Annotated in this window: 2 protein-coding genes (1 of these 2 only partly in view); both read right to left on the minus strand. The window is 74.9% G+C overall.

Annotated features, from left to right (window positions below):
* On the minus strand, window positions 1-9,460 hold the beginning of the coding sequence (locus tag MQV74_RS03935) for a non-ribosomal peptide synthetase (RefSeq protein ID WP_242714608.1). It extends 12,716 nt beyond the left edge of the window; the window shows 9,460 of its 22,176 coding nt (coding positions 1-9,460); its start codon is at window positions 9,458-9,460; its stop codon lies beyond the left edge, outside the window.
* Complete coding sequence (locus tag MQV74_RS03940) at window positions 9,457-23,634, minus strand: SDR family NAD(P)-dependent oxidoreductase (protein ID WP_242714609.1); 14,178 nt, start codon at window positions 23,632-23,634, stop codon at window positions 9,457-9,459. The genes MQV74_RS03935 and MQV74_RS03940 overlap by 4 nt, the downstream gene beginning before the upstream one ends.
* Window positions 23,635-23,792: the final 158 nt, after the last annotated feature.

A 23,792-nucleotide genomic window follows, 5' to 3' on the forward strand; every position in this document is an offset into this window, starting at 1 on the left:
CGTCCTGGCGCACGGGCAGGGCCCGCGCGGTCGGCGGGGAGGCCGGGCGGGAGTCCACGCCGAGGACCTCGGCCAGACGCGCGGTGTGCGTGGCCGCGAAGTATCCGGCCACGTCCCGGACCGTCGAGTGGTCGAAGAAGAGCGTGCTGCTGAGGTCCTCGAAGGCGCGGCCGAGGGTGGTGTTCAGCTGGACCACGAGGATGGAGTCCAGGCCGAGGTCGAAGAGGTCGGCGTCGGCGTCGAGCCGCTCGGGGTCGAGCTTGAGCGTCTCGGCGACGAGTCCGGTGACGTACGCGACGGCCCGGTCGGCGAGGGAGGCCCCGGAGACCTGGGGCGCTTGAGACACCTGGGGTGCCTGGGGTGCCTCGGCCCGTGCGTCCCGGGCCGCTGCCGCGTCGAGGCCGAAGAGCGTCCTCAGCTCGGGGCGGCGCCGCTCCACGAAGTGCTCCACGAGCTCGTCCAGGGTGCGCAGTTCGAAGAACAGGGTGCTGCTGACGTCCTCGAAGTCCCGGGCCACGGCGCTGTTCATGCCGGACACGAGGATGGAGTCGAGGCCGTAGTCGTGCAGGTCCTTGGCCGGGTCGAGCTCCCCGGCCGCCAGGTGCAGGGCCTCGCGCAGCAGCCGCTCGAAGTAGTCGGCGGTGCGGGCGCGCAGCTCGCCCTCGTTGTCCGCGGGAGGCGCCGCCACAGCGGCCACGGTGGCCGTGGCGGGGGGCGTGGACCGGTCCTGGGGGCCTTCGGCCGTGCGGAAGCGGCCGTCGCTCTCGGCGACGAGCAGCATCTGCCCCAGCACGTGGGCCCCGGTGTCCGGCTGGGCGCCGGTGCGGAACCCCTCGTCCTCCAGGACCTCGCGCCAGCTCTCGGCGGAGAGCACCGGGCTGCCGGGGATGCGCAGGGCGGCGTCCCGGTACAGCCACCAGCCGTCCAGGAGGCCGAACGTGACGTGGGCGAGCAGGGTGTTGCGGCTCATCTCGTTGAGGAAGAGCAGGCCGCCCGCCCGCAGGGTCGCCTTGACGTTGCGCAGGGTGCGGGAGATGTCGGCGGTGGCGTGCAGGACGTTGGTGGCCACGACGATGTCGAAGCCGCCGAGGTCGACGCCCTGCGGCCCGGGCGCGTGCTCGGCGTTGAAGATGCCGGTGGTCAGGTGCGGGTAGCGGGGCTTCAGGCGCTCCTCGGCGCGGAACAGGAACGCCTTGGACAGGTCGGTGTAGTGGTACTCGGCGATGCGGTCGCCGAAGGGTTCCAGGGCCTCCAGGGCCCTGACGCTGGTCGCGCCGGTTCCGGCGCCGACCTCCAGAACGCGCAGCCGCCGTCCCGGTGCGGCCGCGCCCCAGGCGCGCACGGCGTCGGCGAGGACCACGCTGAGCTGGTCGTTGAAGTAGTCGACGACCGGGTCGCCCCGGTAGACGCCCTCGACGCGGGACAGCGAGGAGCCGGGGAAGAGGATCTCGGTGCCCTGGCGCGCGCCGGTCAGGACGTCCGGCAGGGCCTGGAGGCAGGACTCGACGAGGTCGACCTGCGCGCGCTGGTTGGCGCCGGTCTGCCAGCCGTCGCACTCGGCCCGCCACTGGCGCCACAGGGCGGCGGCGTCCAGGTCGCCGGCGGCGAGGGCGGGCCCGGCCTCGGCGAACAGCCGGTGGCTCTCCTCCAGCCAGCGCGCGTACCGGGGCAGGACGCGGTGGCCCGTGCCGTCCGGGCGGGCGGCGCCGAGGTCACGGAGCGTCACATACAGCAGGTTCAAAGTGAGTTCGCGCAGGCGCGGGTGCGGCAGGAGGCCGCGCAGGCGCTCCACCTCGCCGTGCGGCGCGCGGTGCGCGGCCACCACGGCGTCGCGTACGGAGGGCAGCCCCGGGCGGTGGTCGCCCTGGTGCTCGTCCAGGGCGAGGCCGCGCAGCGCCTCGTCGCCGAAGGTGCGCATCAGCGTGACCTGGCTGTGCTCGCCCGCGAGGAAGGACTCCAGGGCGGTGAACGCCTCGTCGGGGTCGAGCGAGTCGACTCCGGCGGCGGCCATCCGCTCGCGGTAGAAGGCGTCGCTGACGACACCGGCCACGCCCCAGTACCCCCAGTTGACCGCCTTGGCCACGGTGCCGCGGCGGCGCAGGGCGTGCGCGAGGGCGTCCTTGAAGGTGCATCCGGCGGCGTAGTTGGCCTGTCCGGGCGCCCGTACGAAGCTCTCGACAGAGGAGAAGAACAGCAGGAAGTCCAGCGGCTCGGCCCCGAACACGTCGGCGACGCGGACGCCGACGTCGGCCTTCGCGGCGAGGGCGGCACGGAAGCGGTCCTCGTCCATGTGCGCGAGGGTCTTGTCGGCGAGGACGATCGCCGAGTGCACGACGCCGTCGACGCGCGGGTGGTCCCGCTTGATCCGCGCGTGCGCGGCAAGGAGGCTCGCGTGGTCGCGCGCGTCGGCCTGGACGTAGGAGGGGGCCGCCGCGCCCGCGGCGCGGGCCCGCTCGGCGAGGTCGGCGAGGCGCCGCTCGACCTCGTCGGTCAGGGGGCGCCGCCCGATCCACACGATCGTGGCCCGGTACCGCTCCACCATGGAGCGGCTCCACAGCTCGCCGATGCCGCCCGCGCCGCCGATGACCACGTAGACGCCGCCGTGCCGGTAGGGGCCCGCGGCCGGTTCGAGGGCGGTGGTGGGCAGCAGCTCCTGGGAGAACCAGCGGCCGCCGCGCAGGGCCACCGTGGTGCCGGGCCGCACCCCGGTGAGGTGCCGCTCCTCCCCCAGGCGGTCGCCGACGCGGTCGCCGGAGTCCGGGTGCGGCAGGTCGACCAGGTCGATCGTCCAGCGCGTGTGCTCCTGGGCGAGGCTGCCCGCCAGGCCGTGGACGCTCGCGTGCGTGGCCGCGACCGCGTCCCGGTCCCGGACGGACTGGGTGCCGAACGTGTAGAGGGACCAGGCCAGGTCGCGCGTGCCGTGGCCGAGGGCGAGCAGCGCCTTGACGATCCGGAAGACCTCGACCGCGCCGCGCTCCTGGCCCTGGACCATGCCGTCGGGCGTCTCGGCCGGTGCGACCCACACGACCCGGGCGATCCGTCCTTCGGTGGCGGCGCAGGCCGTGCGGACGAGCTCGGCGATGGCCTCGGGCGACGCGCCGTCGGGCAGGTCGACGCGCTGGTGGCCGGGGTGGAGCGCCGCGAGTTCGGCACGCAGCCTGCGGTCGGCGTCGAGGACGAGCACCGCGCCGCGCGGGCTCCGCGCCCGCGCGGGCGTGTCGGCGTCGGCGTCGGCGGGGTGCCGGGGCTCCCACACCGGCAGGAGCGTGCGCAGACGGGAAGCGGGGGACGCCTGCGGGCGGTCGGAATCCCGGCGGTCGGAATCCCGGCGGTCGGAGTCCCGGCGGTCGGGCGCGGCCAGGTCGCGGTAGGCCAGGCCCCGCAGCGAGACGCAGACCCGGCCGGCGGGGTCGACGAGGTCGATGTCGAGCACGTCGCGCCCACGGTCCGCCCCCGTGGAGCGGTTCGCCGCCGGACGCACCCAGGCGTACATCGTCTCGCCGAACGGCGCGTGCGCGTCGAGCCGGTCCAGGGCGAAGGGCACCCGCGTCGTCCCGTCCGTGACCCCCTGGGCCGTGGCGGAGTCGAAGGCCGGGTCCAGGCCGAGCGAGGCGTGGACGGCGGCGTCGAGGAAGCTCGGGTGGAGCGCGTACGCCGACGCGCCGGCGCGCAGGTGCGCGGGCAGGCGCAGCTCGGCGAGCACCTCGCGGCGCCCGTCGCGCTCGCCGCGGTGCAGGACGTGCACGAGGCGGAAGCCGGGGCCGTAGGCGACGCCCGCGCGGGCGATGTGCGCGTAGACGTCCTCGCCCGCGAGGGGCCGAAGCCGCAGCAGGTCGCGCAGCCCTTCGAGGTCGACGCGGGGCGGCGGCGCGGCCTCCTCGGTGGTGGCGCGGCCCTGGACGCACGGCTGGTCGCCGTCCGTCAGGAGGGCGAAGGCCAGCGCTCCGGAAGGTGCCGCGTCGTCGCGGGTGAGGGTGAACTCCACCTGCCTGCCGGCGTCGCCGACGACGACGGGGCGCGCCCACGTCACGTTCTTCAGGACGGCGCGCCGCCCGGCCGCGTCGGGCAGGGCCTGCCGCAGGGCCGTGCAGGCCATCTCCAGGCTCGCGACGGCGGGCAGCAGCTTCCTGCCGTCGACGACGTGGTCACGCAGGACGTACTCGTCACCGGAGAAGGACGAGCGGTGGCGCTGTCCGTCGAGCCGCGACACGTTCTCGTGCAGCAGCGGGTGCGCGTGCGGCGTGCCGGGGACCGCGTCCGGGCCAGGGGCGGTGGTGCGCGGAGCACGGGCCGGGTACGGGTGGCGCACCGGGGCGAAGGCGTACCCTGGCAGGCTCACGCGGCGGGCGGGCGGCTGCCCGGCGAGCGGGCTCCAGTCGGCTTCGGCGCCGCGCGCCCAGGCCTTCGCCGCCTTCTTCAGCTTGCCGTCGGCGAGCCTGCGGGCGAGCTGCGCGGTGCGCTTGCGGGTGGCGTCGCGGTCGGCCGCGGCACCTCCCGCGGCTCCTCCCCCGGCGGGCCCCGCGAAGCGGCGCGCGGTGTCGTCGCCGTCCGGGTCCTGGACGAACGCCTCCAGCTCGGCGGCCAGTTGCGCCAGGTCGCGGACCACGAACGCCACGCGGCAGGCCATGGCGACCCGGCCCGTGCGCAGGGTGTGCGCGACGTCGTCGAGGCGCAGCGCGGCGGCGCGGGGCCCGGTCAGGTGCCGGCGGAGCTCGGCGGCCGCGCGCACGAGGTCCTCGCGCGTACGGGCGGACAGCGGCACGAGCTGCGGCGTGCCCTCGCCGTCGGGGCGTGCCGGTGCGGCGGCGGGCACGTAATCTTCGAAGATCGCGTGGGCGTTGGTCCCGCCCAGGCCGATGGAGCTCTGCGCGGCACGGCGCGGCCCCTCGCCCCCGGGCCACTCGCGCAGCCGGTCGACGACGTGGAACGGCGAGGTGTCCAGGCGCAGTTGGGGGTTGGGCTCGCGGTAGTGGAGGGTGGGCGGGAGCTGCCCGTGGTAGAGGCTCAGGAGCACCTTGAGCGCCCCGGCGAGTCCGGCCGCGGTGTCGAGGTGGCCGAGGTTCGTCTTCACCGAGCCGATGCCGCAGTAGCCGGTGTCGGCCGTGGAGGCGCGGTAGGCCTCGGTGAGCGCGGCCACCTCCACGGGGTCGCCGAGCTTCGTGCCGGTGCCGTGGGCCTCGACGTAGCCGATGGTGCGCGGGTCGACGCCGGTGCGGTCGAGAACCTGGCGGATCAGCCGGGACTGGCCGTTGACGCTGGGGCTGTAGAAGCCGGTGGCGTCGCCGCCGTCGTTGTTGGTGGCGATGCCGCGGAGCAGGCCGTAGACGTGGTCGCCGTCGGCGACGGCGTCGGCGGCGCGGCGGATCAGCAGGGCCACGACGCCCTCGCCGCCCGCCATGCCGTCGGCGTCCGCGTCGAAGGCCTTGACGCGGCCGTCGCCGGAGAGGTTGAGGCCCGCCTTGTGGACGTAGCCGAGGCCGTCGACGCTGCTCGCCGATGCCGCCGCCACCAGGGCGAAGTCCGTCTCGCCGGTCTGCACGGCGCGGGCCGCGAGGGCGAGCGCGCTCAGCGAGGAGGAGCAGTTGGAGTGCACGGACATGCTCGGCCCGCCGAAGCCGAGCTGGTAGGAGACCATCGAGGCGACGGTGCCGCTCTGGCTCATCACCCACGACAGGTACTGCCGGGGGTCCTCGATGACCGCGGCGGGCGTCTCGCCGGAGTCGTCGGGGGCGCCGTAGTGGTGGTTGCCCGTGGAGACGTACACCCCGGTGTTCGGGATCTGCCGGTGGTCGCGGCCCGCGTCCTCGACGGCCTTCCAGGCGTGCAGCAGGACCTGGCGGAACTGCGGGTCCATCAGCTCGACGTGCTGGGGCGAGAGCCGGAAGAACGCGCCGTCGAACTCCTCCTTGCCGTCGAGCCCCGAGCGCAGCGGCACGAAGTCCGGGTCGTCCAGGACCCGTTCGGGCACGCCCGCCGCGCGCAGCTCGGCCTCGCTCCAGCGTCCGGCACAGGCGTGGCCGCGCTTGAGGTTCTCCCAGAACTCCCAGTGGTCGCGGGCGTCGGGGAAGCGGCACGAGATGCCGACGACGGCGACGGCGTCGTCGGGCAGCGACGCGGGCCGGGGCGCGGGAGCCGACGCGACGGGCTCCGGCACGACCGCCTCGCCCGCGTGGTCCTCCGCGTCCGGCGTCCGCTCCCGTACGTACGCGGCGACGGCGGCCGCGGTGGCGTACTTGAACAGGTCGGCGGCCGTGAACGCGACGCCGAGGCGGCGGCTGATCAGGTCCGCGAGCACCACGGCCGACAGGGAGTTGCCGCCGGACTCGAAGAAGGAGGCGTCCGGGGTGAGGTCCTGGAGCTTCAGCACGTCCTGCCAGCAGGCGAGGACGTCCCGCTCGACGTCGCGGGACGGCTGCGCGACCGCCCCGGCGCGTGCGGGTGCGGGCACGGCGGGTGCAGGCGCGGCGGACACCTCGCGCCGCATCAGGGCGGTGCGGTCGACCTTGCCGCTGCCCGTCAGCGGGACGGTGTCGAGCGGCACGTAGAAGTCCGGGACCATGTACGCGGGCAGCAGCGCGCGCAGGTGTTCCTTGAAGGCGTCGGCGCGGGCGGCCGCGCCGCGCGGCACGTAGTAGGCGACGAGCTGCTTGGCGCCGTCCTCGCCGCGCGCGACGACGACGCACTCGGCGACGTCCTGGTGGCGGCCCAAGTGGTACTCGATGTCGCCCAGTTCGATGCGGTAGCCGCGGATCTTCACCTGGAAGTCCTTGCGGCCCAGGTAGTCGATCTCGCCGTCCTCGGTCCAGCGGGCCAGGTCCCCGGTGCGGTAGAGCTTGCCGCCGGGCACCAGGTCGTGGTCCACGAACTTCTCCGCGGTGAGCTCGGGGCGGTTGACGTAGCCCTGCGCGAGGCCCTTGCCCGCGATGCACAGCTCGCCGGTCCCGCCGTGGGGCACCGGGCGCAGGTCCTCGTCGAGGATGTGGACCTGGGTGTGGGCGACCGGCCTGCCGATGGTGGTCGGCCGGTCGTGGCGGACCAGGCCGCCGGTGGAGTACACGGTCGTCTCCGTCGGCCCGTACAGGTTCCAGGCCTCGGTGCCGGTGTCGCGGAAGAACTCCTTGAGCGTCCGGGGCAGCGCCTCGCCACCGCAGAAGACGCGCACGCCCTCGGGGTTGCGCCAGCCCGAGTGGAACAGCATGCTCCACGTCGCCGGGGTCGCCTGCATGACCGTGGGCCGCACCCGGGCGACACGCTCCTTGAGCCGCTCCACGTCCTTGATCGTTGGGCTGTCGCAGACGTACACGCGGGCCCCGCACACCAGCGGCAGGAGCAGTTCGACCTGCGCCATGTCGAAGCTGACGGTGGTCACGGCGAAGAGCGTGTCCGCCGCGTCCATGCCGGGCTCACGGCGCAGCGAACCGAGCAGGTTGGTGAAGCCGCGGTGCGGGATCATCACGCCCTTGGGGCGGCCGGTGCTGCCCGAGGTGTAGATGACGTACGCCAGGTCGTCGGCGGTCACCGCGGCGGCGACCGGTCCGGAGCCGAGGGCGGCCGCGAGCGCGGCCCGCTCCTCGTCGAGCACGAACAGGGCGGGCGCGGCGGCGCCCTCCGCGAGGCCGCGGGCGCGGGCCTCGTACCGGGCCTGGGTCACGATCAGCGGAGTGCCGCTGTCCGTGACGATGTCGGTGAGCCGGGCGGCGGGCAGCTCCGGGTCGAGCGGGACATAGGCGGCGCCCGCCTTGAGGATGCCGAGCAGGGTCACGACGAGCTCGGGCGAGCGGTCGAGCAGCACGGCCACCAGGTCGCCGCGCCGGACGCCCCGCGCCGCCAGGCAGGAGGCGAGCGCGTCGCTGCGGGCGCTGAGCGCCTCGTACGTCAGGACCTCTTCCTGGCCCGCCACGGCGACCGCGTCCGGGGTGCGGCGCGCCGTCTCCTCGACGAGGTCCTGGACGCACCGCTCACCGCTCCGCCGCCGCAGCGCGGCCACGGTCGTGCGCGGGTCGTCGCACACCGCCGCCAGGACGTCGAGGAAGCGGGCCGCCAGCTCCTGGACGAAGGCGGGGCGGTAGAGCTCCGGCTGGTACTTCCAGTACAGCGCGTAGCCCCCGCCGCTGCGCCACACCTCCACGGAGAGTTCGTACTCCCCCTCCTGGTGCAGCTCCTCGACCAGCCGGTAGGGCCGGTCGGCGTCGGCGATGCCGTCCAGGACGTCCTGGAAGACGAACGCCGTCTGGAACACCGGGGAGCGCCCGGCCGGGGTGTCCTGCGCCAGCTCCCGCACGAGCGCCGGGAAGGGGTACCCGTGCAGCAGGTCGTCGGAGACGTCGCGCTGGGCGCGGGTGACGAGCCCCTCGAAGGGCTCGTCGGCGGGGAGCGCGACGCGCACCGGCACCATGTTGATCATCAGGCCCATGGTGCGGGCGAGGGCGTCGCCCTCGCGCTCGTTCACCGGCATCCCGACGACGAGTTCGGCGGCGTCGGAGTACGTCGCCAGGGTCGCCGCGTAGGCGGTGAGCATGGCCGTGGACACGAAGGTCCGGCGGGCGGTGGCGAACTCGGCCACGCGCGCGGCCAGTTCCGCGGGCACCTCGGTCACGAGGGTCTTCCCGGCGAAGCGGTCGGTGAGCGCCGTGTGGGGCCGCTCGGCGGGCAGGTCGAGCACGGGCAGGGGCGCGGCGAGCCGGCTTCGCCAGTACGGAAGGCGCTCGGCGCCGCGCCCGGCCAGGGTGCGCCGCTCCTCGCGGACGAAGTCGTGGAAGCCCGTGCCCGCCTCGGGGTGCGGGGTGCGGGGTGCGGCCGGGGCGCCGCCCACCCGCGCCTCGTACTCCTCGAACAGCGTGCTCATCAGGAGTGTCGCCGACGTGCCGTCGAAGACGATGTGGTGGACGACGATCAGGATCAGCGACTCGTCCCCCGGGCGGTCGAAGACCCGGACGCGGAACAGCCCCGCACCGTCCTGCGTGATCGTTTCTGCCGTCCCGGCCAGCGAGAACACCCGCTTGCCTGCGCGCTCGACGACGGCGAGCGCCTCGCCCTCGTCGGCGGTGCCCGTCAGGTCGACCCGCGCGAAGTCGAGCGCGCGGGCGGGGTCGACGGACTGCGTCGGCTCCCCCGCGTCCTGGCGGATCACCGTGGTGAGCGCGGGGTGGCGCACGAGCAGCGCCCGGCAGGCGTCCTGGAACGCCGCCACGTCCAGGCCGCTGACGCGGAAGCACAGCGGCACGTTGTACGCCGCCATGTCCGGGTACGCCCGCTGGAGCGCCCACAGTCCGCGCTGGCCCTCGGAGAGCGGGTAGGCGAACTCCCCTGCGGGGCGCGGCGCGTCCCCGGCCGCGGCCGCGGCCCGGGCGCGCGGCTCCGCCGCCTGGTCGCGCAGGTCGCGCAGGAGGTCGCCGACCTCACGGGCGCCGACCCGGCCCGCCTTGTAGTCCGCGATGAGGGCGCTGAGCTCGTGCTTCACTTCTCGTAACTCTCTTCGTCGAGGAGCGCGATGGCGTCGTCGAGGTGCAGGGCGCCGGCGCGCAGGCACTCGAGGACGTCCAGGACGTCGGGCGCGGTGGGCCGTTGCTCCGGCCCGGCGGACGGCCGGTCCGTGTCCGGGGTCTCCGGGATCTCCTGCGGCTCCGGAATCCGGGGAGTCTGCGGGCGCGTGGCGACCAGGCGCTTCAGGCCCGCGGGCCAGCGGTCCGCCAGGTGCCCGGCGAGTTCGGCGACGGTGCCGTACTCGAACAGGGCGCTGGGCACGAAGCCGGGCGCGACCGTCGCCGCCAGGTCCTTGCTGAGGCCGACGGCGCCGAGCGACGTCAGGCCGAGCTCGATCAGCCCCGCGTGCGGGCCGATGTCCCGCGCGGGCCGTCCCACGCGGGCGGCGACGAGCTGACGCAGATAACCGCGGGCCTTCTCCTCCACCGGGGGCTCGGCCCGGTGGACGGAGACGGGCGGCTCCGCGCCGTCCGGAACGAAGCACCAGTGGACGGTGCCCGTCACAGGAGCCGGGGTGGCGGGGGTCGCCACGGTGGGGGCGGTCGTCGTGGTGGGCGCTGCCGTCGTGGTGGGCGCTGCCGTCGTGACCCAGTGGCGCCGCTTGGCGAACGGGTACGTGGGCAGGTGCACGCGCCGCGGCGCCGCCGCGCCGTTCGGGGCGGGCCAGGCGACGGCGTGGCCGCCGAGCCACAGCTCCGCGACCTTGCCCCACTTGCCCTGCACCGCCCACCGGCCGACGAGTTCCGCGCGTACGTCGTCCTCGTCGAGGAGCCGGGACTCGGCGGTCGTCTCCGCCACGCGGCCGCGCCACACCTGGACCCCGGTGCCGTCGGTCCCGGTGCCGCCCGCCACGGCCTCCAGGCCCTCGCGGACCTCGGCCAGGTCGTGCGCGAGGATCACCGCCCGCTCGGCCAGGGCCACGCGCCCGGTCTGGAGGGTGTGGGCCAGGGCCGCGGGGGCGAGCGCGGCGCCCTCCTTGGTGTCCAGGAAGCGCAGCAGCTTCTCCGCGTAGGCGCGTAGCCGGTCCACGTCGGTCGCCGACAGCGGGACGAGCACGGGGCCCGCCGCCGCGCCGCTCAGGGCCTGGTCGGGCACCGGAGGCGCCTCCTCGACGACGACGTGGGCGTTGGTGCCCGTGGCGCCGAACGCGCTCACTCCGGCGCGGCGCGGCGCGCCCGGGCCGCCCGCGTCCAGCGTCCACTCCTCCAGGTCCGTCTGGAGCCGGAAGGGCGAGTCGGCGAGGTCGAGGTACGGGTTGGGCGCGGCAGCGCCGACCAGCGGCGTCAGGGTCCGGTGGTGCAGCTGGAGGACCGCCTTGGTGAGCCCGCTGATCCCGGCGGCCGCCTCGGCGTGGCCGATGGCGGACTTGACCGAGCCCAGCGCGCAGAAGCCCTTGGCGTCGGTGTGCTTCTCGAACGCCCGCCGCAGCCCCTGGACTTCGATGAGGTCGCCGATCTCGGTGCCCGTGCCGTGGGCTTCGAGGTAGCCGATCGTCCCGGCGTCGACCCCGGCGCGCTCCAGGCAGGTCTCGATGAGCTCCGCCTGCGCGGCGACGGACGGAACCCGCATGCCGGGGGTCCGGCCGGAGTGGTTGACCGCGGTGCCCTTGATGACGGCGTACACGGCGTCGCCGTCGGCCAGCGCGCGGTCCAGCGGCTTCAGGAGCACCGCGCCGACGCCCTCCGCCGCCACGTAGCCGTCGCCGCCCGCGCCGAAGGAGCGGGCGGGCTCGTCGCCCGCCAGCAGGTCGAGGCCGCCGTACGTGCCGTACTTGGCGGGGTGCAGCGAGAGGTTCACCCCGCCCGCGAGGGCGGCGTCGCACTCGCCGCGCCCGAGGCTCTCCACCGCCAGGTGCACGGCGTTGAGCGACGAGGCGCACACGGAGTCGACCGCGAGGGACGGGCCGCGGAAGTCGCAGACGTGCGAGACGCGGTTCGCGACGGCCGCGGCGTTCATCGCCAGGGGCGGGCCCGCCGGGTCGCCGTCCGCCGCGTCGTGCTGCACCAGGACGTAGTCCTTGTGCATGACCCCGGCGAAGACGCCGACGGTCCCCCGCCGTCCGCCGTCCTCGGCCCCGGAGAGGCCCGCGGGCGTGTATCCGGCGTCCTCGACGGCCTCCCAGCACACTTCGAGGAACAGCCGCTCCTGCGGGTCGAGCCGGGCCGCCTCGGCGTCGGATATCTGGAAGAACTCCGCGTCGAAGCAGTCGGGGTCGTCCAGGAAGCCGCCCAGGTGGGACACCGGCCGCCCCGAGGGGGTGCGCTCGCCGTCGAAGGTGTCGCGCGGCCAGCGGTCCTCGGGCACCTCGCCGACGCAGTCGCGCCCGGACTTGAGGTTCTCCCAGAACTCGGCGAGGCCGCGCGCCTTCGGGTACCGGCCGCTGATGCCGACGATCGCGATGTCCCGCGTCCCGCTGCGGTCGGGCACGGCGGGGACCGGGGCCGGTGCGGCGGGGGCGGCGGGAGGCGTCGCCTCCACGGGCTCCGCGGCCTCCGCGGGCGCGACCGGCTGGTGGTGGCGCGCCAGATACCCGGCCAGCGCCGTCACCGTGGCGTGCTCGAACAGCAGCGTCGGCGCGAGCCGCGTGCCGAGCCGCTCCCCGAGCTCCGCCGCGACCCGCAGCAGCGTCGCGGAGTCCAGGCCCAACGCGTAGTAGCTCGCGCCCGCGTCGATCCGGTCCGCGGGCACGCCGAGCCGATCGGCGACGACCGACCGTACGAGGGCCTGCATGGCGTCGGCCGCCGGGGCGCCCACCGGCACGGCCGTGACCGAGGGCTCGGCCGCCGCCACGGCCACCGGCTCCGGCGCCGTTTCCCGCGCGGGGTCGATGTGTCCCGCGTCGCGCACGGCCTTCGTGGTCAGGCCCGTCAGCTCGGCCAGCTTGCGCCCGTGGTCGTCGAAGAACTCCATCCCGAAGGTGAGCAGTTCGTCCCCGCGCGTGATCGTGTCCCGCCGTACGCGGGTGTGGCAGGCGCGGCCCAGCGGGCCCGTGGCCCGGAACGAGGCGTAGTGCAGGGGCAGGAAGAGCCGCGGCTCGCCGCCCAGGGCGACGGCGCTGGCCGCCACCGCGCTCCCGTCAATGAGTACGGGCTGGAACGAACGTTCTATCCAGTCGTGGAACAGGAAGTCTTCGTCGACCGCCACGCTCACCCAGATGTCGTCGGGCGTGGTGCGCACGGAGCCGACGGCCTTCATCGCGCCCGAGTGGACGAGCTCCTGGGACCGGAAGCTCCGGTAGATCTCGCCGAGGTCGCGCACGTCCTCGCCGGGGGCGCGCAGCGCGTCGAGAACGTCGGCGGGGACCTGCGCGTCGAAAGCGGTGGGGACGTCCGTCAGGTGGACATCGGCGGTCACGTACGGGGCCGGGGCCTCACCCTCGCTCCGTGCGGCGTCGGTGACGGTGATCCGCCAGGCGTCGGCGGCCGTGGCGCGGGCCTCGACGCCTAGGTCCACGGCGGCGCCCTCGTCCACGGCGAGCGGCCGGTAGATCGACAGGTCGCGCAGGACGAGCCGGGCGGGCGACGCGTCGGGCGTCAGCTCCGCGCAGCAGCCGTACAGGAGGTCGATCCAGGCGAGACCGGGCAGCAGCCGCCGTCCGTAGACGCGGTGTCCGTCGACGACGGCGTCCTGGGCGTCGACGCGCCGCGTCCACACCCGCGCCTCGGCGACGGCTGCGCCGGTGCGCACGTCACGGCGGTCGAGCTCCGGGAGCGCCAGGGGGCGCCGTCGCTCCTCGCCGGGGCGCGGGGCCGCGGGGCGGCCCAGGATGACGTGCCCGTTCGTGCCGCCGTCGGCGAAGCTGCTGACGGCCGCGTACGCCAGGTCCACCGGCTCGGCGTGCCGGGGCAGGCGGAGCACGGCGGGGTCGATCGTGAAGTGCTCCATGGGCTGCTCGCCCGACAGGAACGGCACCGTCCGCTGATGGTGCACCATCAGCGCCACCTTGATGAACGCGGCGATGCCCTCGGCGCACAGCGGGTGCCCGATGTTCGGCTTCATCGACCCGACGTGCAGCGGCGCGGTGCGGTCCGCGCCGTACACCTCCTGGACGGCCTTGAGCTCCAGGAGGTCCGTGAGTTCGGAACCGGAGCCGTTGACGTCGAGGTGGCCCACCTGGTGCGGGGCGCAGCCCGCCTGGCGCAGGGCTTCGCGCATCACCTGCTTCTGGGCGGTGAGGTTGGGCGTCGCGGGTCCGGCGGTACGGCCGTCGTTGTTGACGGCGAGGCCCTCGACGACGGCGTACACGGTGTCGCCGTCGCGCTCGGCGGCGGCCAGCGGCTTGAGCAGGACGACGCCCGCGCCCTCGCCGAGGACGACACCGCCCGCACGGCGGTCGAAGATGTGGAACGCGCCGTCCTCGCGCAGCAGTCCGCGGCGCCGGAACAGCTCGTGCGCCTCGGGGTCGGCGAGCAGGCTGACGCCAGCGACGAGGGCCAGGTCGACGGAGCCCGCGGCCAGCGCGTCGGTGGCGACCTTCATCGCCGTCAGCGCGGACGAGCAGGCGGTGTCCGTCACCATGGCGGGGCCGTGCCAGTCGAAGAACTGCGAGACGTTGGCCGCCAGGTAGTTCTGGCCCACCGTCATGATGGGGTTGCGGGCACCGTCCACCAGCGTGCCGTCGGGGCGCTGTCCGCTGCGGGCGCCCACGTACACGCCGGTGCGCGAGCCCTCCAGGTCGGCCGCCCGGTAGCCGGCGTGGTGCACGGCCTTGAGGCTCTCCTCCAGAAGGACGAGCGCCTGCGGGTCCATGGCGCGGACGTCCTCGTCGTGCAGCATGAAGTGCCCGGCGTCGAAGCCGTACACGTCGTCGATGAGCCCGGCGCGGAAGCCGGTCGGCCGCCCCCAGCGCTCGGCGGGCACCTCGCGCACGGCGCGGCGCCCCTCGGACAGCAGCTCCCAGTAGGCGTCGAGACCGGGTGCGCCCGGAAGCCGGCAGGCCATGCCGACCACCGCGACGGCGGTGCCCCGACGGCCCGTGTCCTCATCCGTGGTACGCGCCTCGGCCGGGGCGGGCACGGCCGCGGACGGCGTCGGCTCGGGGCGCACCGGTTCCCCGCCCTGCGCACGGCCGGGCTCCGGCGCGGCGCCGAACCGCGCGGCGACCTCCGCCGGATAGGTGTCGAGCAGCCAGGTCACGAGCTCGCTCAGGGTCGGGTACTCCAGGAGGACCGACGGGTCGAGCGGCACGTCGAGGCGCTGGCGGATGCGCTGGAGGATCTGCGCGAGCAGGATCGAGTCGGCACCGTAGTCGGCGTACGAGGTGTCCGTGTCCAACTGGCCGGACTTGAGGCCGAGTTCACCGCTGAAGGTGTCACTGAGGAAGGCGGTGAGCCGCGCCCCGAGGGACTCGCCCGCGGCGGAGTCCTGCTGGGTCTCGACGGTACGGGCGCGGGGCGCCGGGGCGGCCGGGGCCACCGGGCGCGCGTCCAGGAGGGCGGCCGCGTCGAAGCGGGCGGTGTCGACCCGGACCGGCATGACCACGGGGCCGCGCGGCGCGGTGAGGATCTCGTCGAGGAAGGCGAGGCCCTCGGCGTTGGTGATGCTGAGCAGGCCCGTGTCGGTGTACGCCTTGTTGGTGACCTCGCCGAAGCCGGTCTCCCGCCAGCTCGGCCACTGCACGCTGGTGACGGGCAGTTCGTGGGCGCGTGCGTGGGCGAGGTAGTCCATGAAGGCGTTGCCCATGGCGTAGTCGCTCTGCCCGGCGCCGAGGGTCGGCAGGGCGGCCGAGACCGAGGAGAAGAGGACGGCGAAGCGCAGGGCGCGCGGGTCGAGGGCCGCGAGCAGGTTCACGGTGCCGTCGATCTTGGGTGAGACGACCCGGGCGATGTCAGCGACGGGCTTGCGGACAAACGCCGGGTTACTCGTGTCCACGAGCCCCGCCGCATGCAGCACGCCCGCGATCGGCCCGAGCGTGGACCCGACGGTGGCGACGGCTGCCGCGACCGCGTCCGCGTCGTCCAGCGGCAGCGCGAGCACCCGTACCTCGACGCCCTGGGCCTCCAGGGCGGCGACGGCGTCGGTCTTCGCCCGTACGGCGGGCGGGCAGGCCTCCGGGTCCGTCCACAGGTGGCGCGGCGGCAAGGGTTCACGGCCCGTCAGGACGAGCCGTCGTACGCCGTGGCGGGCGACGAAGTGCCGCGCGCACAGCAGCCCGATGCCGCGGGTGCCGCCGGTCACGAGCAGGACCTCGTCGGGGGCGAAGGCGGGCGGGGTGCGCCGGGGCCCGCTGGGTGTCGGGGACGCGGCGAGCACGGGCGCGAGCCGGGTGCCGTCGCGGTGGCAGACCTCGGGCGCGCGCCCGTCGTCGAGGAGCTCCCGGTGGACGACGGCCGCGAGGGCGGCGGCGTCGCGCACGGCGGGATCGAGGTCCACGTGGCGGGAGGTGAGGCTCCGGTACTCGCTCTGGAGCAGCCGGTAGAGCGCGGCGCGGGCGGCCCCCGCCAGCGGCACGCGAGGGGAGGCGGCGGCCTCCAGGCCCTGGGTCACGAACAGCAGCCGGATGTCCCGCGACGCCTTCGCGTCGAGCACGCGGCGCAGCAGCGCGAGCGCGCGCCCGGAGTGGCTGTCCTCCGTGATGCGGTCGATGTCGTCGCCGGTCCCGGTCAGGTCGATGAGGGCGGCGCACGCGGCGGCACGCCGGTCGACGAGGCCGTCCGCGCCGGGGTCCGTCGCGTCCACCGGCACGGCGCCGTCGAGCAGTTCGGCGATCCGCTCGGCGAGTTGCCGGGTGGCGGGGCCGTGCAGGACGAGGGCGCCGGACGGGGCGGGGAGACCGGGTGCGGACGGGGCGGGGCGCCACCGCTTGGCGAGGAAGAGCCCCGTACCGGACGCCGCGTCCGAAGAGTCGGAAGAGTTGGAAGAGGAGGAGGCGGTGGACACGGCGGGCAGCTCCCCGGCAGTCGCGGAAGAGGAGGGCGCGGCCTCCGGCACCCAGTGCCGGTCGCGGGCGAACGGGTACGTGGGCGCGCTGATCCGCCGCGGCGTGACGGCCGCGGCGGCGTGCAGGGCCTGCCAGTCGGGCGCGGCGCCGCGGGCCCACAGCTCCAGGAGTTCGGCCGCCTTGCCGCGCCGCGCCAGGGAGGCGACGGTCTCGGCGAGTTCCTCGGCGGGGACGATGGCCAGGGCCTTCCGGTCGCGCTTGGCGTTGCCGCGGCAGACGCCCTCGACGGCGGTGTCACCGGCCAGGTGGCGCTCCAGCTTCTCGGCGAGCGCGGCGAAGGAGTCGGCGACGACGCCGAGGCGTTCGTCCATGGCTTCGCGCCCGGTCTGGAGGGTGTACGCGAGGTCCACGGGGGTCACGTCGGCGAGCTGCGCCGAGTCCTTCGCGAAGCGCAGCACCCGCTCGGCGTAGGCGCGCAGCCGCTCCTCGTCCTTCGCCGAGAGCGGGAAGAGCTGCGGGCCGTGTGCGGCGGGGGCGGGGCGGCGGTCGGTGTGCTCGGCCACGATCAGATGCGCGTTCGCGCCCCCGGCGCCGAAGGAGGAGACACCGGCGATCCGCGGCCGCGGGCGCCCGTCGACGACGGGGCGCTCCCAGTCGCGCAGCTCCTGGTTGACGACGAACGGCGTACGGGAGAAGTCGATGTGGGGATTGAGCGTGGCGGAGTGCAGCGAGGGGGCGATCTGGCCGTGCTGGAGCTGGAGCAGGACCTTGGTGAGCCCGGCGATGCCCGCGGCGCTCTCGCAGTGGCCGATGTTGGACTTCGCCGAGCCGAGGTAGCAGGGGGCTGCGGCGCCCGCGCCCTCCGGGGACGCGGCGGTGAAGGCCTGGCTCAGGCCGGTGATCTCGATGGGGTCGCCGAGCTTGGTGCCGGTGCCGTGCGCCTCGACGTAGCTGATGGTCCTCGGGTCGACCCCGGACTCGCTCAACGCGTCCTGGATCGCGGCCTGTTGGGCGCGCGGGTTGGGCACGGTGTAGCCGTTGGTGCGCCCGCCGTGGGACACGCCGCTGCCCTTGATGACGCCGTAGACGTGGTCGCCGTCGCGCTCGGCGTCGCGCAGGGGCTTGAGCAGGACGACGCCGACGCCCTCGCCGGGTATGTAGCCGTCGCCGCCGACGCCGAAGCTCTCGCAGTGGCCCTGGCTGGAGATGAACTGGCCGGTGCTCAGGCCGAGGTACTTGTTCGGGTGCACGGTCACGTTGACGCCGCCCGCGAAGGCGAGCCCGGTGCGGCCCCGGCGCAGATCGCGGCAGGCCAGCTCCACGGCGGTGAGCGAGCTCGAGCACATGGTGTCGACGGTCATGCTGGGGCCGTGCACGTTCAGCACGAAGGAGACGCGGTTCGCGACGCTGGCGTAGCTGCTGCCGAGGGCGTGGGGGTTGCCGCGGCCCGCGCCACCGTCCGGAAACAGCAGCTGGTACTGCCCCCACATCACGCCCGCGTACACACCGACCCGTCCGGCGGCGCCGTCGCCGGTGGCGCGGCCGAGGCGCTCGCGGGTGTAGCCCGCGTCCTCCATCGCCGTCCAGGCGTGTTCGAGGAACAGCCGCTCCTGCGGGTCCAGATAGTCGGCCTCGTGGGGCGCGATGTTGAAGAACAGCGGGTCGAAGCGGTCCACCTCGCCGATGAAGCCGCCCCACTTGCTGTAGTGGCGGCCGGGCACGGTGCGGTCCTGCTCGTAGTACTCGCGCCAGTCCCAGCGGTCCTCGGGGACCTCGACGACGCAGTCCCGTCCGGCGCGCAGGTTCTCCCAGAACTCGCGTACGTCCCGCGCTTCGGGATAGCGGCCCGACAGGCCGATGACGGCGATGTCCAGGGCGGAGTCCTCCCCGGCGGGGGCGGCGTGGCGCACCTTTGGCCCGGGGGCTTCCCGGGCGACCGTCGCGCGCGCCACGGCATCGGGCTGGGGCTCCGCCCGCTCCGGGGCGTCCGCGAACATCGCCTCCAGGGCGGCCCGGTGCGCGCCGAGGAAGTAGCCGCCGAGCTCGGCCAGCGTGTGGTACTCGAACAGCAGCGTCTTGGGCAGCGAGCCGAACGTCTTCTCCAGGCCCGCCGTCAGTTCGGTCGCCAGGATCGAGTCCATGCCGTACGAGCCCAGGGGCTCGGCGTCGTCGAGCTCGTCCGGCGGCAGCTGGGTGAGGCGGCAGAGCTCCGCCCTGAGGAACTCCACCGTACGGGCGCGCAGGGCCCCTTCGTCGGGTGCGGAGGCGGGGGCGGGCCGCGCGACGTCCGGGGTGGCCGGGGCGGCCTCGGGGGCCGCGTCCAGGAGGGCCCGCTCGCCCGCCGCGCGGTCTCCGGCCCAGACGACGACGTGGGGCTCGGCGCTGTCCAGGGCGCGGTGGAAGGCGTCGACCCCGGCGTCCGTGGCCATCGGCAGGAAGCCGCCGCGCAGCCGCAGGGCCCGGCGCGTGTCCTCGTCCGCGCCCATGCCTCCGCCGTGCCACAGCGGCCAGGCGACGGACAGGGTGCGGCCCTTGCGCTCGCCCGTGGCGACGCGGGCGCCGCGGTGGTGGGCGAACGCGTCGAGGAAGGCGTTGGCCACGGCGTAGTCGCCCTGGCCCACGTTGCCGGTGGCGCCCATGACGGAGGAGAACAGCGCGAAGAAGTCCAGGTCGAGGCCCTTGGTGGCCTCGTCGACGGCACGGCACCCGGCGAGCTTGGGGGCGAGCACGCGGCGGAACTCCGCGTCGGTCTTGCGCTGGAGGAAGGCGTCGTGCAGGACTCCGGCGGCGTGCAGGACGCCGTGCAGCGCCTTGTGGCGCCGCGTCAGCTTGCGGACGAGGCGCTCGGTGGCGCGCCCGTCGGTGACGTCGAGGACGTGGTACTCGGGGCGGGCGCCCTCGGTACGCAGCGCCGCGAGCTCCGCCTCGACCGCGGGGCCGAGCGGCGACCTGCCGGTGAGGCACAGGACGGCTCCGGGGGCGCGGCGGGCGATGTCCCTGGCGAAGATCCGGCCGAGGCCGCCCGCGCCGCCCGTGATGAGGTACACGCCGCCGGGCCGCCACCGCACGGGCTGCGCCCCGGTCGTGGCCGTCTCGTCCAGGGGCTCCCAGGCGAGCACCTCGCGGGTGCCGTCGCCGTGGCGGATCCGCCGGTCGCCCGGGTGGCGGCTCTCCGCCTCCAGGGTCTCGGCGAGGTCTGCCGCCGTCGCGTCGGCGGGCACCGCGAGGACCTGGCCGAGGAGGGCGGGGTTCTCCAGGCGGGCCGTGCGCAGGAGTCCGGACAGGGCCTGGTGGAGCGCCTGTTCGCCCTCGGCGGGGGTCAGGACCTGGAGGAGCACGGAGCCCGTCGGCCTGCCGATGAGCAGGCCTCGTATCGCACGGAGCAGTTCGACGGCGTGCTCGGCGACGGAGTCCGCCGCCGGGCGGTCGGCGGCCCGCTCGGGCGGCTCCAGAAACGTCACGTCCGGGGCGAGCGCGCGCAGTTCGCCGAGCCGGCCGTCGAAGCCGCAGGCGAGCACGAGCCGCGCCGTGTAGGCGGGGGCTTCGGGGCGGTCCTGGGTGTCGGCCGCGCGCCACACCGGGCGGAACAGCGTCACGTCGTGCGTGGCCCCCGGCTCGGCGGCGGGCTCCGTGGTCTGGCGCATGGAGTAGCCGCGCAGCCGCGCGAAGATCCTTCCCTGGGTGTCGCAGAGGTCGAGGTCCCAGCGCCGCACCTGGCGCGAGGCGGTGGGTACCGCGCGGACCCACGCGTAGGCGGAGCGCGGCGTCGGCCCGTGGACGTCGATCCGGTCGAGGGCGAAGGGCAGCGCGAGGCCGCTCCGTCCGGCCGTGTGGGCGTCGGGCGCGAAGGCCGCCTGGAGCGCGCCGTCGAGCACGCTGGGGTGGAGTACGCAGGCGTCGAGGCCGGCCGCCACCTCGTCGGGCACGGTGAGCGCGGCGAGGACCTCACCGTCGCCGAGGCGCAGCTCGCGCACGGCCCGGTGCGCGGCGCCGTAGTCGAGTCCCGTGGCGCGCAGCGTGGCGTAGAAGTCGTCGACGTCGAGCGCGGCCGCGCCGGTGCGCGAGGTCAGCGCGTCGAGGTCGAGGGGCTCGGGCGGGGCCGTCCGTACCCGCGAGGCCACTCCACGCGCGTGGACGACGTCGGCGGCGCGGATCTCGAAGGCGACCGGGCCGCCCTCGGGTGCCGAACCTTCGCCGGTGGTCGGGCTGTTGGCGCCCGCCGTCACCACCGTGTGGACCGTCCGCGTCCCGTCGCGTACGACGAGGGGGCGCGACCACACCACGTTCTCCAGGCGGAGCACCTCGGCCGCGTCGGCCGGGCCGGAGTCCCCGCTGTCGGCGGCGGGCAGCGTGCGGCTCGCGGCCTCGCGCGCCATCTCCAGGGAGGCGACGCCGGGCAGCACGGGGTCGCCCGCCACCCGGTGGTCGCGCAGGAAGAAGTCCTCGGCGGTGAAGGCGGAGGCGAAGGAGGCGAGGGCGTCGGCGTCCTGGATCGCGCTGTGGAGCAGGGGGTGCCGGGGGGCGGCCGGGGCGGTGAACCGGTCCGTCGACGCGGTGCGGTCCGCCGCGCCGCGCGGCCGGTCGTCGGCGGGCTCGTCGGCGAGCCAGTAGTGGTCGCGGTCGAAGGCGTGCGTGGGCAGCGGGACGCGGCGCGGCCGGGCCCGGCCCGCGTGGCACGCCTCCCAGTCGACGCGGGCGCCGCGCACCCACGCGGCCAGGATGTCCTCGGCCGCCGTGCCGGGGGCGGCAGCGGGCACGGCGTCCCGCTCGGCGCGTCCGCGCAGCACGGCCGGCGAGGCGTCGGCGCCCGCCACGAAGTCTTCGAGGAGCGCGCTGAGGGAGGCGACGCTCGTCACCGCGAGGCCGAGGCGCTCGGGCAGCTCCGCGCGGCCCACCTGCGTGGTGTACGCGATGTCCGTCAGGTCGGCGTCGGCCGGGCGCTCCTGCCGCAGGTGGTCGAGCAGACGCCGGGCCTGGCGCAGCAGCTGGGGCGTGCTGCGGGCGGACAGGACGACCATCGCGGGCTCTTGGCCGCCGCCGTGGCCGTCGGTCGCGTCCGGCGCGGCCCCGGCGCGCGGGAACTCCTCGACGACGACGTGGGCGTTGCTGCCGCCCGAGCCGAAGCTGCTGATCCCGGCGCGGCGGACGGGGCGCCCGTCGAGGCCCCAGTCGGAGAGCCGGGTCACGACGGAGAACGGCGAGGCGTCCAGGTCGATGTGCGGGTTGGGGCGCTCGTAGTGGAGCGAGGCGGGCAGCTGCCGGTGCTGGAGGGCGAGGACCGTCTTGAGCAGTCCGGTGATGCCCGCGGCGGCTTCCAGGTGGCCCAGGTTGGTCTTCACCGAGCCGAGCGCGCAGGGCCGGTCGCTCCCGGCGAACGCCTTGGTGAGTCCCTGGACTTCGATGGGGTCGCCGAGGGCGGTGCCGGTGCCGTGCGCTTCCACGTAGCCGATGTCGCGCGCGCCGAGGCCCGCGTCGGCGAGGGCGGCCTCGACGAGGCTCGCCTGGAGGGCGGCGCTGGGCACGGTCAGACCGCCCGCCTGGCCGCCGTGGTTGGTGGCGCTGCCCTTGATGACGGCGTGCACGGGGTCGCCGTCGGCGAGGGCGGCGGCGAGCGGCTTCAGGAGCAGGGCGACGGCGCCCTCGGAGCGCACATAGCCGTTGGCGGACGCGTCGAAGGTCTTGCACTGTCCGTCGGGCGACAGCATGCCCGCCTGGTGGTAGGCGACGCTGTTGGCCGGGTGGGCCAGTACGTTGACGCCGGCGACCAGGGCGGTGTCGCACTCCCCCGCGCGCAGTGCGCGCAGAGCCGTGTGCACGGCGACGAGGGAGCTGGAGCAGGCCGTGTCGAGCTGGACGCTGGGGCCGCGCAGGTCGAAGAAGTACGAGACGCGGTTGGCGATGACGGCCATGGAGGTCGCCAGGCCGCTGTGGGCGCGCACGGGCAGGCCGCGGGTGTCCATGACGCGCTGGTAGTCCGAGCCGCTGGCGCCGACGAAGACGCCCGTCCGGGTGCCCGCGACGCCGCTCGGCGCGTATCCGGCGTCCTCCAGGCAGGCCCAGGCCAGCTCCAGCGTCCAGCGCTGCTGCGGGTCCATGTGCCGTGCCTCGTACGGGGTGACGCGGAACAGGGCCGCCTCGAAGGCCCCGGCGTCGGTGACGAAGCCGCCCCGGTCGATGCCGGGGTGGGTGTCGGGCCCGGTGCCGTCGGGCCACTGCCAGCGCCCTTCGGGCAGGGTGCCGATCGCGCTGGTGCCGGAGGCGAGCAGCTCCCACAGTCCGGCGCGGTCCTCGATGCCACCGGGCAGCCTGCACGCCGTCCCGATGATCGCGACGTCACGGGAGTCGTCGGCGCCCGCGGGCCGTGCGGCCGCGGTGGACGGTGAGGCGTCCGGTGCGTGGCCTGTTTCTCCCTCCCTGAGATCTTCCAGATAGGAAATGATCAAGGCGCCGGTGTTGTGCTCGAAGAAGAAGAGGGGTGCGAGCGCAATTCCGTATCGGGACTCGATCTTTTCCTGAAGATCCAGAAGCCCCGCCGAGTCGAATCCCAGCTCGAAGAGAGGGCTTTCTAGCGGGTGCTCGATTCCCTCGTAGTCAACGCCGAGTATAACGTCGAAGAACTCCCGTATTTCTACGGCAAGTTGCCCGCCCGGCGGAATGGGGGCCGCTGCGGACTTCTCTCCTTCGCTTTGGAGAATTCGCACTCGCTCCTGACGGACCGACAGGTCGTAGACGACGAGTACGCCGTTTCCCTCGTTGACCAGATCCCCCGGCCGATATCCCGGGACGAGCGCGCGGATCTCGGCGCCGTGCAGCTGGTGCATGCGCAGGACGGTGTCGAGGCAACGGCCCTGCGCGTTCGTCGCGCGGAGGTACGCGGCGAGGTCCGGCTCCGGGTGTCTCCCGAAGTCCCGGCAGCGGGTGACGCCGACCGCCGTCCGGATGGACTCCTCCTCTTCGGCGCAGGTCAGCAGGTGTTCCAGAAGCATGTCACCGAAACGGAAGCTTTGCTTCGAAGGGTCGACGTTCAGCGAGAGGACCTGGGCGACCGGACCCTCGGGCCGGTGCAGGCGGTCGGCGGTGTCGAAGGTCGCCGTGAACACGTCATCCGGACTCCCGATGCGCTGGGAGTAGATGACCGCGTGCACCGCGCCGTCGGACTCGACGACGAACTGACCGACGGGATGGGAGAAAAGGCGTCGGCGGATGACTTCTTCGGAGACGCGCAGTGGCTCGGCCCAGCACAGCTCCTCGAGTTCGAGAAGTCGGGGCATGTCGGAGAGGCGAGCATGACGAATGACATCGTTGCGCTGCTGAACCATGTGTACGTACGCCCCGTCCCCCGTGCCCGGCGTTTCCCAATCGTCGAGCAGTCGTCCTACTCGCCTACTCACTGACGACTGTCCCGCAACACTGCGTCACGAATGGGCCG

The sequence above is a fragment of the Streptomyces sp. AN091965 genome, assembly GCF_022698285.1.
GTDB lineage: Bacteria > Actinomycetota > Actinomycetes > Streptomycetales > Streptomycetaceae > Streptomyces.

Excerpts from the sequence above, each read along its gene's own strand:
- MQV74_RS03940 (WP_242714609.1), bottom strand. The coding sequence starts at position 23,634 with ATGCCCCGACTTCTCGAACTCGAGGAGCTGTGCTGGGCCGAGCCACTG.